We start from the raw sequence: 13,067 nt of genomic DNA, 5'->3' as shown, positions 1-13,067 counted from the left end.
CAGCGCTTACCGGCTTTACGGATGAACGAACGGATACTGCCGTCGCTTATCTTTTTTCTTGTAAAGGAGTCGTGCCCAAGATGAAACAAACCATCCTATTTGACCTAGACGATACGCTCGTGTACTGTAACAAATACTTCTACCTGGTCATCGAACAATTCAGCGACTCTATGCTTACCTGGTTTGCCGGCTACCCCGACATTACGGCAGACATCATCAAGAATAAGCAGACAGAGATCGATATTGCCGGTGTACATGTACTCGGATTCAAGAGCGACCATTTCCCACAATCGTTTATCGATACGTATGTGTATTTCTCCGACATAACAGGTCGTAAGCGTTCTCCAGTTGAAGAGGACTTCTTGTGGAAGCTCGGACGAAGTGTGTACGAACATCAAGTAGAGCCTTATCCGTTCATGGAAGCAACGTTGAACGATCTAGCTGAGGCCGGACATCAACTGCATCTGTATACAGGTGGCGAACTGCTCATTCAACGGCGGAAGATCGATCAGCTGAACCTCGAACGCTACTTCGGATCGCGTATTTATATCCGGCGCCATAAAAACAACGATGCGCTGGAATCGATCCTGCTGGAGGGCGACTTCAATCGCTCGTCAACCTGGATGATCGGCAACTCGATTCGTACAGACGTTGTTCCTGCACTGACGGCTGGCATTAACGCCATTCATATGAAAGTGGATACCGAATGGGTCTATAACAATGTCGAGATTGCTGTACAGCCACAAGGCGCTTTCTTCACGCTCCATCAGCTGCCAGATGTACCACCAACGATTCATCGGTACGTACAGGAACAGCATTAGACGATATAGCCCATGGTGCTATGTGCAGGCCCTGACTTTACGATAACGCAAATAAGGCTAGCTGCCCGCGTTCACTTCGAACGAGATCGCAGCTAGCCTTATTTCATTACATTAACGAATTAATCAGCCTCGACGGCTAATTCCCCTGTATCGATGTTGCGAAGTACAATTCGACCTTCCGCTGGCGTTCCATCAGCCAATGCCAGCTTCAACTTGCCCGTCTTGCCTTTCTCAACGATCGCCTTCACTTGAGCATCCGTCAATGAGCGTCCGAAGCTTTGCTTCCAGATAACGAATTTGCAGCCTTCTCGGTAGTTCGAGCAGCCATATCCTTTACGCCCCATAAATAAGCTGCCACCACAGCCGATACGAGGGCAAGCAGCAATTATGCTAGGCCCTGCACCTGCATCCGAAGAAGCGGGTTGAGCTGCTGCCGTTTTCGTACGAGACGCCCTCTTCGTTGAGACAGCGCCGTCACCGCCTTCGCTAGCAGAGGACGCAGCAGTCTTGGACGTTCTGCTGCTGCCACTGCCGCTTGAACCAGAAGATTTCATCCGCGTTGTTCCCTTGCGGCCTTTGGCTCCTGTTCCTCCTTTAGGCTGCTCATCACTTTCGAACGACGTCTTCGCTGCGCGCGATTGCAATCGCACCTGATCAACGATCTTCGCTGCAAACAGCTTCACCTTATCCATGAACTGCTCGTCTGAAGCAGTACCGCGTGCAATCTCGTTCAAACGGCGCTCCCATTGACCCGTCATCTCTGGCGAAGTGAGCAGATCAATGCCTGCACCACGAATCAGCTCAATCGCTGTACGGCCTTTGAGCGTGATAACGATTTTCTTGCCCTGCATCTCAATGTAACCGACGTGCTTGAGCCTCTCTATCGTCGCTGCGCGCGTCGCTGGCGTACCGAGCCCTGACTGCTTCATCGCATCGCGCAGCTCTTCATCCTCGATCTGCTTGCCGGCACTCTCCATCGCTTTGAGCAGCGTACCTTCGGTAAAATGCTTTGGAGGCTGCGTGTCCTTTTCTTTCACAATCGCGTCAGCGCAGGTGACCGGAACGTTCGGCTCGATGGAGAACGGCTCGTCCACCTCAACCTCTTCGTCTTCTTCCTCTTCCTTTGCATTACTTCGGCTCGTGCTTTTCTTTTCTTTCTGCTGATCGGCATAGATCATCTTCCAACCGATGCTGAGCAGCTGCTTTACCGTCGTCTTGAATGTCTCGCCCTCGACTTCTGTTAGCACCGTATGCATCTTATATTCAGCAGCAGGATAGAACTGGGACAGGAAACGGCGAACAATCAGATCATACAGCTTCTTCTCATCTGGCGTCAGGCCGCTTGCCTTCCGATGCGTCGGCAGAATGGCATGGTGATCCTCAACCTTGGACGGATTGCAGATCGCCTTGTTTCCTGCATGCACCAGGTTACGGTTCGCACCTCTCACGATCGCATCGTAATCGGTTCCTTGAAGCGCTGACAGCGCCTTGTGCATCTCCGGAATATTTTGCTCCGTTACATAGTTCGAGTTCGTACGAGGGTAAGAGATGACCTTGTGCTTCTCGTACAGCGACTGTGCGATATCAAGCGTCTTCTTCGCAGAGAAGCTGTACCTACCGTTCGCTTCACGCTGGAGGAGCGTGAGATCATACAGCTTGTTCGGATACTCCTTTGTATCCTTTACCTCGTACGATGCAATTCGTGCTGGTTTGCCCTTTACCTTCGCAGCGAGCGCATCCGCCTTCGCCTTGTCCGTCATCCGCTCGCCCTGCCACATGCCTTTGTAGGTGACATTCTGTTGATTGAAGTGCCCTTCCAGCTCAAAATACTTGAGCGACGAGAACGCCTCAATTTGCTTCTGACGATCATAGATGAGTGCGAGTACGGGCGTCTGAACGCGGCCGACCGACAGCAATACGTTGTGCTTTGTTGTAAAAGCGCGCGAACCGTTCATGCCAACGAGCCAATCGGCTTCACTTCTTGCCTTGGCAGCTTTCGTCAGATTCTCGAATTCAACGCCTTCTCGCAGCTCGGCGAATCCTTTCCGAATCGTCTCTGGCGTCAGGTCCGATATCCAAAGCCGCTTCACAGGCTGCTTTAACTTCAAGTGCCGTTGAATGAGCGAGAATATATGCTGACCCTCGCGCCCCGCATCGCACGAATTAATGAGCAGGTCGCTGCGTTTGGCAAGCTCGCCAATTAATTTAAGCTGATCAATTGTCTTCCGGTTCGGTACGAGCTTGAACGTATCCGGGATGATCGGAAGATCGTTAATATTCCATTTCTTATATCGATCGTCGTACGCATCAGGCTCCGCAAGCCCGATCAGATGGCCGATGGCCCAAGTGATAATGTACTGATCACCTTCTAGATACGTACGGTGATTTTTCGCTTTCGGATCGATTGCGGCTGCGATATTACGCCCCATGTCTGGCTTCTCCGCAATGATGAGTGTCTTCAAGAAATTCGCTCCTTTGCCATTCTTGTCATGCAAAATAGGCTGCGACAAGGCAGCCCGGCATTTGAAGTATTTTAGCTTGGTCGAAAGAGGTGCTTCCTGATCCGACATCTCATGGTGCTGTATGAGTCTGTCTTATTTTATCATTAATTGCGTTAAACTGTCATGTGCCTATTCGGCTATTCGTTTGCTCATCGAAGACCAGATGGAACGAACGCCTTTGGCCCAATTCTTATCTTCTGCGTATTTGATATTAATCCAAGTGAAAGGATCGATCTCTTCCGGTCTGTTCTTGCTCGCGCTAACGATGGTACGTGCTGCAATCCTCGCAGACTGCTTGATCGTCGTATTATATTCCATCCAGCTGTGAAAGACGTTAAAAGGATTGTTCGCGATTTCCATCGCTCGCTCATGGTCCCGAGGAACAAACGCCTGCTCTTGACCCGTAATTGCGAACATCAGCAGCGGATCGATCCCGAATTCCTCAGCAGCCGCAATAATCGGTTCCGTATACTTCGCTTCGGCTAACAGCGAGTTCTTCGAATTTAAGTACGCAGCCAGCCGATCCATATCAATCTCGCGATACTGCAGACTTGCCGGCAGTTCGTTCTTGGCAGGAACAACTGACGGTGGTGCGGCTGCTACGGGGGCCACCGATCCCGAACGTTCATCTGAATCCGGTCGCTGCAAATACCAGCCATACGCGAGCGTACCAACTGCAATAATCACGCTCATCAACCCGTACAACAAGGGCCGAAACCGTTGTTTCGATGCCGGCTCGGACAAACCGATGTCCGCTGTTTCAGCCTCTGCCATCATCGCTGCCGCACCAGCGCTCGTGACGAACGGGAGAATAACGGCTGAGCCTTCTCGCACCGGGTCTAACGGCTGTGCGTGAGGTATAAGGTATTCCACCATCGTCTGCCACAGCGGCTTGTCACGATTCGCGTCCTCGGCTGACAAGTTAGCTAACGCTTCTCTTAAGTTATCAGGTTGGATCACTGCCTGAAGCTGTTGCTCTACCCATGCATGGAACGGTTCGAACACGACAGCATCATCCATCTGAAGCGGCAAACATACTTCCACGATATCATCGACATTGACCGGACCTGACCGCTCTAAGAGTGCAGTCCGAATAAGCCGGGTCGTCAGATCGTTACGTACATCCTCTGCGAAATCAGGCAATCTTCTGTACACAATCTTACGTACGGCGTCCGCGACAATGTCGGCATGCTTGTCTTGCGGTAAATCAGCGAACTTGTGCTGCACATACGCTCTTATATTGCGCAATTCAGTTGGCGTCAATATGTTGGCGTTATCGGTGGACATAGGACCTACCTCCGCATCAATCGGATGCTAGGAAGCTATTAATCTAGCGATCGTATACCCCGATTTTAGCATATCTTTCCTCAGATTGGGGAGGTTAGATTGCGAATGCGCCCCTGAATATCTTCCGACAAAATGTACGCCGAAATTTGCTCCTTCTCCGACACCGTAAACTGAAATTCGCAATCTATGCCCTCATCATACGGCACGATTTGCGCAATTTGTCCACCAACGGTACAAACCACATAGACCGTCAATTCAGTAATTCCGTCCGGAACTGGCGTCCCCTTCCATAGCTCTGGTATAAGCTCAATGTCCACCAACTGATTGTTACGACGCTCGATCGTCGGTTGGAATGATACGAATTTCAGCTCTGTAATAACGTCCGAACCATATTGAATCATGTACGATGCAACCTCCACTTTCCTGCTATACGTTATGAGACCCAACACTTGGAGACAGCATTAATCGCTGCCCATCATAATAACAGCTTATCATATTGACGACGCTGTCGAAAATGAAAACCAACTTTCGAGATCGTTAGTAAACATAATCTTTCTTATGTAATCCAAAAGAAAAAGCACGATCCGCATTATAGCGCGATCGTGCTTCTTATTTCATTCATCGTGATGAACGTCTTGCTTCTTATGGAAGCATCGACGATCCCATCAGGAATTTATCAACTTCGCGAGCCGCTTCACGGCCTTCGTTGATTGCCCATACAACCAAGCTTTGACCGCGACGCATGTCGCCTGCTGCGAACACTTTGTCAACGTTCGTTACGTATTGGCCGTATTTCGCTTTTACGTTCGAACGACGGTCTTGCTCGAGGCCGAGCTCGTTGATAACCGTGCTCTCAGGACCTTCGAAGCCGACTGCGATGAGGACGATGTCTGCTTTCCAAACCTTCTCCGTGCCCGGGATTTCCGTATACACTTTGCGGCCTGTTTCATCAACCGTACGCTCGATTTGAACCGTGTGCAGCTCCTTCAGGTTGCCGTTCTCATCGCCTACGAATTTCTTCGTCAGGACCGAGAACGCACGCGGATCTTCACCGTACAGAGCTTTCGCTTCTTCGTGAGCGTAATCCAGCGTATAAACGTTCGGGAATTGCGGCCAAGGATTGTTTACAATGTCACGCTCGAGCGGTGCTTTCGCATGCGTACCGAATTGCGTAACCGAACGGCAGCCATGACGAAGTGCAGTTGCTACGCAGTCCGTACCCGTGTCGCCGCCGCCGATAACGATAACGTCCTTGTCTTTTGCCGAGATGTAGTTGCCGTCTTCCAGGTTCGAATCCAGGTAGCTCTTGATCGTACCGTTCAGGTAATCCATCGCTTGATAGATGCCTTTCAGTTCACGGCCTTCCATCGATACGTCGCGAGATTTCGTCGCACCGCCGCACAATACGACAGCGTCGAAGTCGTCAACGAGCTTTTGTGCTGCAATGTCTTTGCCGATTTCCGTGTTCGTAATGAACGTCACGCCTTCTGCTTCCAGCAGATCGACGCGGCGTTGTACAACGCCTTTATCCAGCTTCATCGTTGGAATACCGTACGTGAGAAGTCCGCCGATGCGGTCTGCACGCTCGTACACCGTAACGAGGTGACCCGCTTTGTTCAGTTGAGCTGCTGCTGCGAGACCAGCTGGACCCGAGCCAACGACCGCAACACGCTTGCCTGTCCGTTCCTTCGGTGGCTGTGGTACGACCCAGCCTTCCTCGAAGCCGCGGTCGATGATCGACTGCTCGATGGTCTTGATCGTAACAGGCTGTCCGATAAGGCCAACCGTGCAGGAGCCTTCGCAAGGTGCAGGGCACACACGGCCAGTAAACTCAGGGAAATTGTTCGTTTTGTGCAGACGATCCAGCGCTTCGCGCCACAGTCCACGGTAGATCAGATTGTTCCACTCTGGTATAAGGTTATTGACTGGGCAGCCAGAAGCGTTGCCAGCCAGTTCCATGCCTGTGTGACAGTAAGGCGTTCCGCAATCCATGCAGCGTGCGCCTTGTGTGCGCAGATGTTCTTCGTCCATGTGGAGATGGAACTCTTCCCAATCTTTAATCCGCTCTACCGGATCGCGATCTGCCGGCAGTTCGCGCTTAAACTCCATAAATCCCGTTGGTGTAGACATGATCGCAACTCCCCCATCAATATATTCTCGATTCCCGAAGAATACTTCGGGAATTGATCAGCAACTTGAATCATAGCCTTTGCATGATAACGCTAGTTTAATAGTTGAATTGGGTTCATATTAGCATCATATCGCGCACTAGATAAATGGATTATCCGTACAATCATTTGCACCGTTATACATTTGGGAGCCAATTACCACTCACTGGAACAAACCGTAATCACGACCGTTCAAGCGTCAAGAAGCGGTAAATGTACGGGTTTTTCTCATTTTGTTCGCCATTTCTCCGATCCGTAAGCACCCACTGACTTTCATCATACGCAGGGAAGAAGGCATCTGTACCTGCGAACGTTTCGTCAATTTCAGTGACTAGCAATTTATTGGCATAAGGCAAGAACAATTGATAAATTTCGGCACCGCCGATGACAACAAGCTCTTCCTCGCTGCCATAGCGCTGCAATACCTCTTCGACAGAAGTGACGACCTCTGCACCTTCCAGTACTAGATCGCTATTACGCGAAAGCACGACATTGCGACGATTCGGCAGTGCTTTCGGGAATGACTCGAATGTTTTGCGTCCCATTACTACAGTCTTTCCAGTTGTATAAGATTTGAAAAATGCCATGTCCGCTGGCAAGCGCCACGGAATTCGGTTCTCAATGCCGATACCGCGATTCTGGTCCATCGCCCAGATCATCGTGATTTGACTCATTGTACCCACTCTCCTGTCCGCTGCGCGTCGAATTACACCGCTACCGGTGCTTTGATCGTTGGATGCGGATCATAGCCCTCAAGCGAAATATTCGCTACATCGGCATCGAACACAGATGTCCAATCACCCGACAACTTCAACCTCGGCAGCTCTCTTGGCTCACGGCTCAACTGTTCTTGAATTTGCTCCATATGGTTAACGTAGATGTGTGCGTCCCCTAGCGTATGAACGAATTCGCCTGCCTCAAGTCCGCATTCGTGTGCGATAAGATGAGTAAGCAGCGCATAGCTTGCAATATTAAACGGAATACCAAGGAAAATATCGGCGCTGCGCTGGTAGAGCTGGCAGCTCAGTTTCCCGTCAGCCACATAGAACTGGAACAGCGTATGGCATGGAGGCAGCGCCATCGTCGGCACGTCTTCCGGATTCCATGCCGACACAATCAATCGACGCGAATCAGGATTGCGTTTAATCGTCTCAATGACATCCTGAAGCTGATCAATCGTCGTGCCTTGCGTCGTGCGCCAGGCACGCCATTGCTTGCCGTAGACGTCGCCTAGCTCGCCATACTGGGCTGCAAACGCATCATCGGTGAGCACAAGCTGCTTGAAGCGTTCCATCTGCTCATTATATTGAAGGGCAAACGACTCGTCTGTCTGCGATCGAAGCCCGAAATTCGTCATGTCAGGGCCGTCATACGCTTCGCTCTCAACCCAACGCTTGAACGCCCATTCATTCCAAATATTATTGTTATGCTGCAGCAAATAGCGAATATTCGTGTCGCCTTTCATGAACCACAATAGTTCGCTCACAATATTCGTTTTGAACGCGATACGTTTTGTTGTCAGCAGCGGGAAGCCTTCCTGCAAATCGAATCGCATCTGGTAACCAAAGGTCGAAATCGTCCCCGTTCCCGTACGGTCATCCTTGCGTGTACCATGCTCCAGCACATGCTTCAATAGCTGCAAATATTGATCTTCGTTGCGACTCATCTCATCAATCTCCCATCGATCTGCCTGTCATCTTATTAGCTGTATTGTATCATAAAAAGCGACAGCGCCGACAGATTGAGAAATTCACCAACTCGGATCTTCACAGTTAAATAGCCGCTTTTCCGTATGCCTCAATGCGATTGTTAATGTCCTTTATTCTTGCGGTCATCCATCCGCTTGCGACGCTGCAAATAACGTTCTTCGCCCGTTTCATACAAGGTTACTTCCTCATCCGTCTCAGGAATGACGCCAGGGACTGCCGCTGGCTTGCCATCTTCACCAAGTGATACGAATACGAAAAATGCCGTTACGGCCGTCTCCCGTTCGCCTGTTTTAAGGTTTTCTGTATCGGCTTTCACATAGACTTCAATCGACGTTCGATGCGTCCACGATACGAATGATTCGACAATGATGACTTCGCCAACGCGGATAGGCGCGACAAAGTCGATGCTGTCTGTAGACACCGTGACGACAGACGTCCGTGAATGACGCATTGCCGAGATTGCAGCCACTTTATCCATGTACTCCATCACGACGCCGCCAAACAGCGTCTGAAGATGGTTCGTATCCGAAGGAAACACAATGTCGGTCAGTACCGTTCGTGAATCCGACGCTCGCTTAGGAGTCAATGATTGCGCAGCTTGTTCTGTCATTCCGTATTCCCCCTTCAATGAACTACGAATCCTACCGTCCGAATCCTACAGTAGTGTATGCATTCGCCCAGCAAAAAGAGGCCAGCGACATTCGCAGTCGCTGACCTCTAGAACTGCAGACCGAACCTCTAAAGGATAGGGTCTGCAACTTTTTATTATTTTACAAACGTGTGGATCGGATGTCCGAGCGCTACTTCTGCAGCGTCGAGCACGATTTCACCAAGCGTTGGGTGCGCATGGATTGTCAGAGCGATATCTTCGAGCGTAGCGCCCATCTCGATAGCCAGACCAATCTCAGCGATCATGTTGGAAGCTTCGATACCGACGATTTGCGCGCCGAGTACGAGGCCGTTGTCAGCGTCGGAAACGATTTTCACGAAGCCTTCAGCGCCGTTAAGCGACAGTGCACGGCCGTTCGCTGCGAACGGGAACTTGCCTGCTTTGACGTTGTGGCCTTTCTCTTTCGCTTCTTTCTCCGAGTAGCCAACGCTTGCGCATTCTGGATCGGAGAAAGCAACAGCTGGAATGCATTTGTAGTCGACTACGCTTGGCAGACCCGAGATTGCTTCTGCTGCTACGCGGCCTTCGTACATTGCTTTATGAGCGAGTGCTGCGCCTGGTACGATATCGCCGATTGCGAAGATGTGCGGGATATTCGTACGGCCTTGGTGGTCGACTTTGATCAGACCGCGGTCTGTCATTTCGACGTTGATCAGGTCAAGACCCAGCTCGCCGTCCGTGTTAGGACGACGGCCAACCGTTACGAGCAGGTAATCAGCCGTAACCGTTTCTTCTTTGTCGCCTACAGCGTACGTTACCGTTACGTTGTCAGCTGTTTGAGCAGCGGATTTCGCTTGAGCGCCCGTTACGATCGTAACGTCTTTAGCTTTCAGCTTCTTCGCTACGAGGTTGGACATATCTTTGTCGAAGCCTGGCATGATTGCGTCGGAGCCTTCAACGATCGTCACTTTCGTACCGAATTTGCTGTACATTTGGCCAAGCTCGATACCGATGTAGCCGCCGCCGATTACAACGAGGCTCTTCGGAATTTCTGGCAGCGACAGCGCTTCTGTCGAGGACAGGATCCGGCCGCCGTAAGGGAATGCTTTCAGCTCGATCGGACGGGAGCCCGTCGCGATGATGCAGTTCTTGAAGCGGTAACGCGGTGCTTCTTGATCGTTGAATACGCGAGCTTCGTTCTGGTTGATGAACATTACTTCGCCGTTGAAGTACTCAACTTTGTTCGCTTTGAGCAGCGATGCAACGCCGCCCGTCAGCTTTTTCGTAACGCCGTTTTTGAACTCTTGTACTTTGCTCCAGTCCACTTTCACATCGCCAACCGTAATGCCGAATGCTTCGCCGTGGGAAGCTGCTTCGTATTGGTGAGCTGCCGAGATAAGTGCTTTGGAAGGGATACAACCAACGTTAAGGCAAACGCCGCCTACCGTTGCTTTATCTACGCACAGTACGGATTGACCGAGTTGTGCTGCACGGATTGCTGCAACGTAACCGCCAGGGCCTGCGCCAATGACTAATGTATCGATATCGAGTGAAGCGTCTCCTACTACCATGTTTCGTTACACCTCCATGATGAACAGTTCTGGCTGAGCCAGCAGTTTTTTGATGAAATTCAAGAAGTTTTGTGCCGTTGCGCCGTCAATCAGACGGTGGTCGAAGCTGAGCGACAGAGCCATTACTGGTGCTGCTACGATCTCGCCGTTCTTAACAACAGCTTTCTCCGAGATACGACCCGTACCGAGGATTGCAACTTCTGGGAAGTTGAGAATCGGCGTGAAGAACATGCCGCCTGCGGAACCGATGTTCGTAATCGTGATCGTACTGCCACGCAGCTCGTTAGCAGCAAGCTTGCCCTCGCGGCCGCGAACAGCCAGATCGCTGATTTTGCTAGCAACCGAGTAGATATTTTTACGGTCTGCATCTTCGATAACTGGAACGATCAAGCCGTTCTCCGTATCCGTAGCGATACCGATATTGTAGTATTTGCGCAGAACGATTTCTTGAGCTGCTTCGTCCAGCGTGGAGTTCATGATTGGGAATTCGCGGCATGCAGCCACGAGCGCCTTCACGATGAACGGCAGATAAGTCAGCTTAACGCCTTTCTTCTCTGCGTAAGGCTTATATTTCGCGCGCAGTGCAACAAGCTCTGTTACGTCGACTTCGTCCATCAGCGTAACGTGTGGAGCCGTTTGTACCGTTTTGACCATTGCATTCGCAATTACTTTACGGATACCTTTGAATGGTACGCGCTCTTCTGGACGATAAGCGTCGCCTGCTGCAACTGGCGCTGCTGGCTTAGATGCCGCTGCTGCAGGCGCTTCTGCTGCCGCTGGAGCCGCCGCCGCTTCTGTAGCTGCTGCTGCTGCTGCAGGTGCTGCGCCGCCGGATACGAATGCATCGATATCTTCACGCGTAACTTTGCCGTTCTTGCCGGAGCCCGTTACCGTCGTGATGTCAATGCCCTTCTCACGAGCATATTTACGAACGCTAGGCGTAGCCAATACAAGTGCACCGCTTGCTTGTGGAGCAGGCGCTGCAGCTTGTGCTGCTGGAGCCGCCGGTGCTGCTGCAGGAGCTTCAGCCGCTGGTGCGCTGTCCGCTGCAACTGTTGCGCCTTCTGGCAGTTCGCCTTCAACGTCGATGACTGCTACAACTTCGCCAACGTGGCAAACTTGGCCGTCTTTCGCGAACACTTCAACAACTTTGCCTTCTACTGGACAAGGTACTTCTACGATTGCCTTGTCGTTCTGAACTTCCATAATGATGCTCTCATCATTAACCGCGTCGCCTGGCTTGATGTGCATTTTGACGATTTCGCCCTCATGCAGACCTTCGCCCAGCTCCGGGAATCGATATTCGAATTTAGCCATCCGAATGCCTCCCTCGTTCTGTATACGTGACCGACCTTCGCCCTAACAGCGCTGCAGGATCGATTATGAATTAAAAGTTCAGTACTTGCTTCGCTGCTTTCACTACGCGCTCTGGCGATGGCAGCCATGCATCTTCGATTTGCGCGAACGGATAAACCGTGTCAGGACCCGCTACGCGGAGTACTGGCGCTTCGAGGTGCAGGATTGCTTTTTCATTGATTTGTGCAATAACTTCAGCCGCAGCGCCGGATGTTTTTTGTGCTTCTTGAACGACGATTGCGCGGTTCGTTTTTTGCAGCGATTTAACGATCGTGTCGATATCAAGCGGAACCAGCGTACGAAGGTCGATAACTTCAGCCTCGATGCCTTCTTTAGCAAGCTCTTCAGCTGCTTTCTTCGCCGTGTGAACCATCATGCCGTAAGCGATGATCGTCACGTCTTTACCTTCACGAACAACGTTTGCTTTACCGATCTCGATCGTGTACTCACCTTCTGGCACTTCGTCACGGAATGCACGGTACAAGTTCAGGTGCTCCATGAAGAAGACAGGGTCATTATCACGGATTGCAGAGATCATGAGACCTTTAGCATCGTAAGGGTTCGAAGGTACGATAACCTTGATACCTGGTGTTTGGATTGCCAAGCCTTCGAGCGAGTCCGTGTGCAGCTCAGCCGCTTTAACGCCGCCGCCGAATGGCGTACGGAATACGATTGGCGAGTTGTAACGGCCGCCGGAGCGGTAACGCATACGAGCAGCTTGTACAAACATTTGATCGAGTGCTTCATAGATGAAGCCAACGAACTGGATTTCTGCGATCGGACGGAAGCCTTGCGTACCCATACCGACTGCCATACCAGCGATTGCGGACTCAGCGAGAGGCGTATCGAATACGCGCTCCTCGCCGAATTCCTCTTGCAGGCCTTCCGTTACACGGAATACGCCGCCGACTTTACCTACGTCCTCACCGAAAATAAGAACGTTAGGATCCTGTTTCAATTCCACGCGCATTGCATCGCGCAGCGCTTCAAGCATATTCATTTGAGCCATGATCGATGGAATCCTCCTTCAGCGATTTAGTCGAT

Annotated in this window: 11 protein-coding genes; 1 reads left to right on the top strand and 10 read right to left on the bottom strand. The window is 51.2% G+C overall.

Translation table 11 applies throughout. The annotated features are described in order from the left end of the window. The first annotated feature begins 80 nt into the window (after nucleotides 1–80). Nucleotides 81–821: an HAD family hydrolase gene (locus tag DFQ01_RS16235; protein ID WP_110044944.1), complete on the top strand. Its 741-nt coding sequence runs from the start codon at nucleotides 81–83 to the stop codon at nucleotides 819–821. Nucleotides 822–940: 119 nt separating this feature from the next. Here the strand turns inward: DFQ01_RS16235 and DFQ01_RS16230 are convergent, their stop codons facing one another. The 10 genes from DFQ01_RS16230 to DFQ01_RS16185 all read right to left on the bottom strand — a co-directional run bounded on the left by DFQ01_RS16230 (nucleotide 941) and on the right by DFQ01_RS16185 (nucleotide 13,032). Then, the gene (locus DFQ01_RS16230) at nucleotides 941–3,283 is read right to left on the bottom strand and encodes a DNA topoisomerase 3 (RefSeq protein WP_110045025.1); all 2,343 of its coding nucleotides are present in this window, start codon (nucleotides 3,281–3,283) and stop codon (nucleotides 941–943) included. Nucleotides 3,284–3,451: 168 nt separating this feature from the next. Then, on the bottom strand, nucleotides 3,452–4,609 hold the full coding sequence (locus tag DFQ01_RS16225) for a glucosaminidase domain-containing protein (RefSeq protein WP_110044943.1): 1,158 nt from the start codon (nucleotides 4,607–4,609) through the stop codon (nucleotides 3,452–3,454). 80 nt (nucleotides 4,610–4,689) lie between these two features. Then, the gene (locus DFQ01_RS16220) at nucleotides 4,690–5,010 is read right to left on the bottom strand and encodes a hypothetical protein (RefSeq protein ID WP_110044942.1); all 321 of its coding nucleotides are present in this window, start codon (nucleotides 5,008–5,010) and stop codon (nucleotides 4,690–4,692) included. 241 nt (nucleotides 5,011–5,251) lie between these two features. Then, complete coding sequence (locus tag DFQ01_RS16215; protein ID WP_110044941.1) at nucleotides 5,252–6,739, bottom strand: glutamate synthase subunit beta; 1,488 nt, start codon at nucleotides 6,737–6,739, stop codon at nucleotides 5,252–5,254. A gap of 220 nt (nucleotides 6,740–6,959) precedes the next feature. After that, complete coding sequence (locus tag DFQ01_RS16210) at nucleotides 6,960–7,451, bottom strand: dihydrofolate reductase (protein ID WP_110044940.1); 492 nt, start codon at nucleotides 7,449–7,451, stop codon at nucleotides 6,960–6,962. A gap of 32 nt (nucleotides 7,452–7,483) precedes the next feature. Next, a complete protein-coding gene (locus tag DFQ01_RS16205) occupies nucleotides 7,484–8,443 on the bottom strand; it encodes a thymidylate synthase (RefSeq protein WP_110044939.1) in 960 nt (319 codons plus the stop codon). 143 nt (nucleotides 8,444–8,586) lie between these two features. Further along, complete coding sequence (locus tag DFQ01_RS16200) at nucleotides 8,587–9,096, bottom strand: acyl-CoA thioesterase (RefSeq protein WP_110044938.1); 510 nt, start codon at nucleotides 9,094–9,096, stop codon at nucleotides 8,587–8,589. A 155-nt stretch (nucleotides 9,097–9,251) separates the two neighbouring features. Beyond that, nucleotides 9,252–10,667: a dihydrolipoyl dehydrogenase gene (gene lpdA / locus DFQ01_RS16195; protein ID WP_110044937.1), complete on the bottom strand. Its 1,416-nt coding sequence runs from the start codon at nucleotides 10,665–10,667 to the stop codon at nucleotides 9,252–9,254. Nucleotides 10,668–10,673: 6 nt separating this feature from the next. Continuing rightward, on the bottom strand, nucleotides 10,674–11,984 hold the full coding sequence (locus DFQ01_RS16190) for a dihydrolipoamide acetyltransferase family protein (protein WP_110044936.1): 1,311 nt from the start codon (nucleotides 11,982–11,984) through the stop codon (nucleotides 10,674–10,676). Nucleotides 11,985–12,054: 70 nt separating this feature from the next. Next, nucleotides 12,055–13,032 (bottom strand): alpha-ketoacid dehydrogenase subunit beta, encoded by a 978-nt coding sequence (locus DFQ01_RS16185; protein ID WP_110044935.1) that lies wholly within the window; start codon nucleotides 13,030–13,032, stop codon nucleotides 12,055–12,057. Between the last annotated feature and the right edge of the window lie 35 nt (nucleotides 13,033–13,067).

This window comes from Paenibacillus cellulosilyticus (assembly GCF_003182255.1).
Classification (GTDB): Bacteria; Bacillota; Bacilli; order Paenibacillales; family Paenibacillaceae; genus Paenibacillus_T; species Paenibacillus_T cellulosilyticus.
The sequence above is the reverse complement of the archived record's forward strand: the minus strand, read 5'-3'. Positions and strand labels throughout refer to the sequence as shown.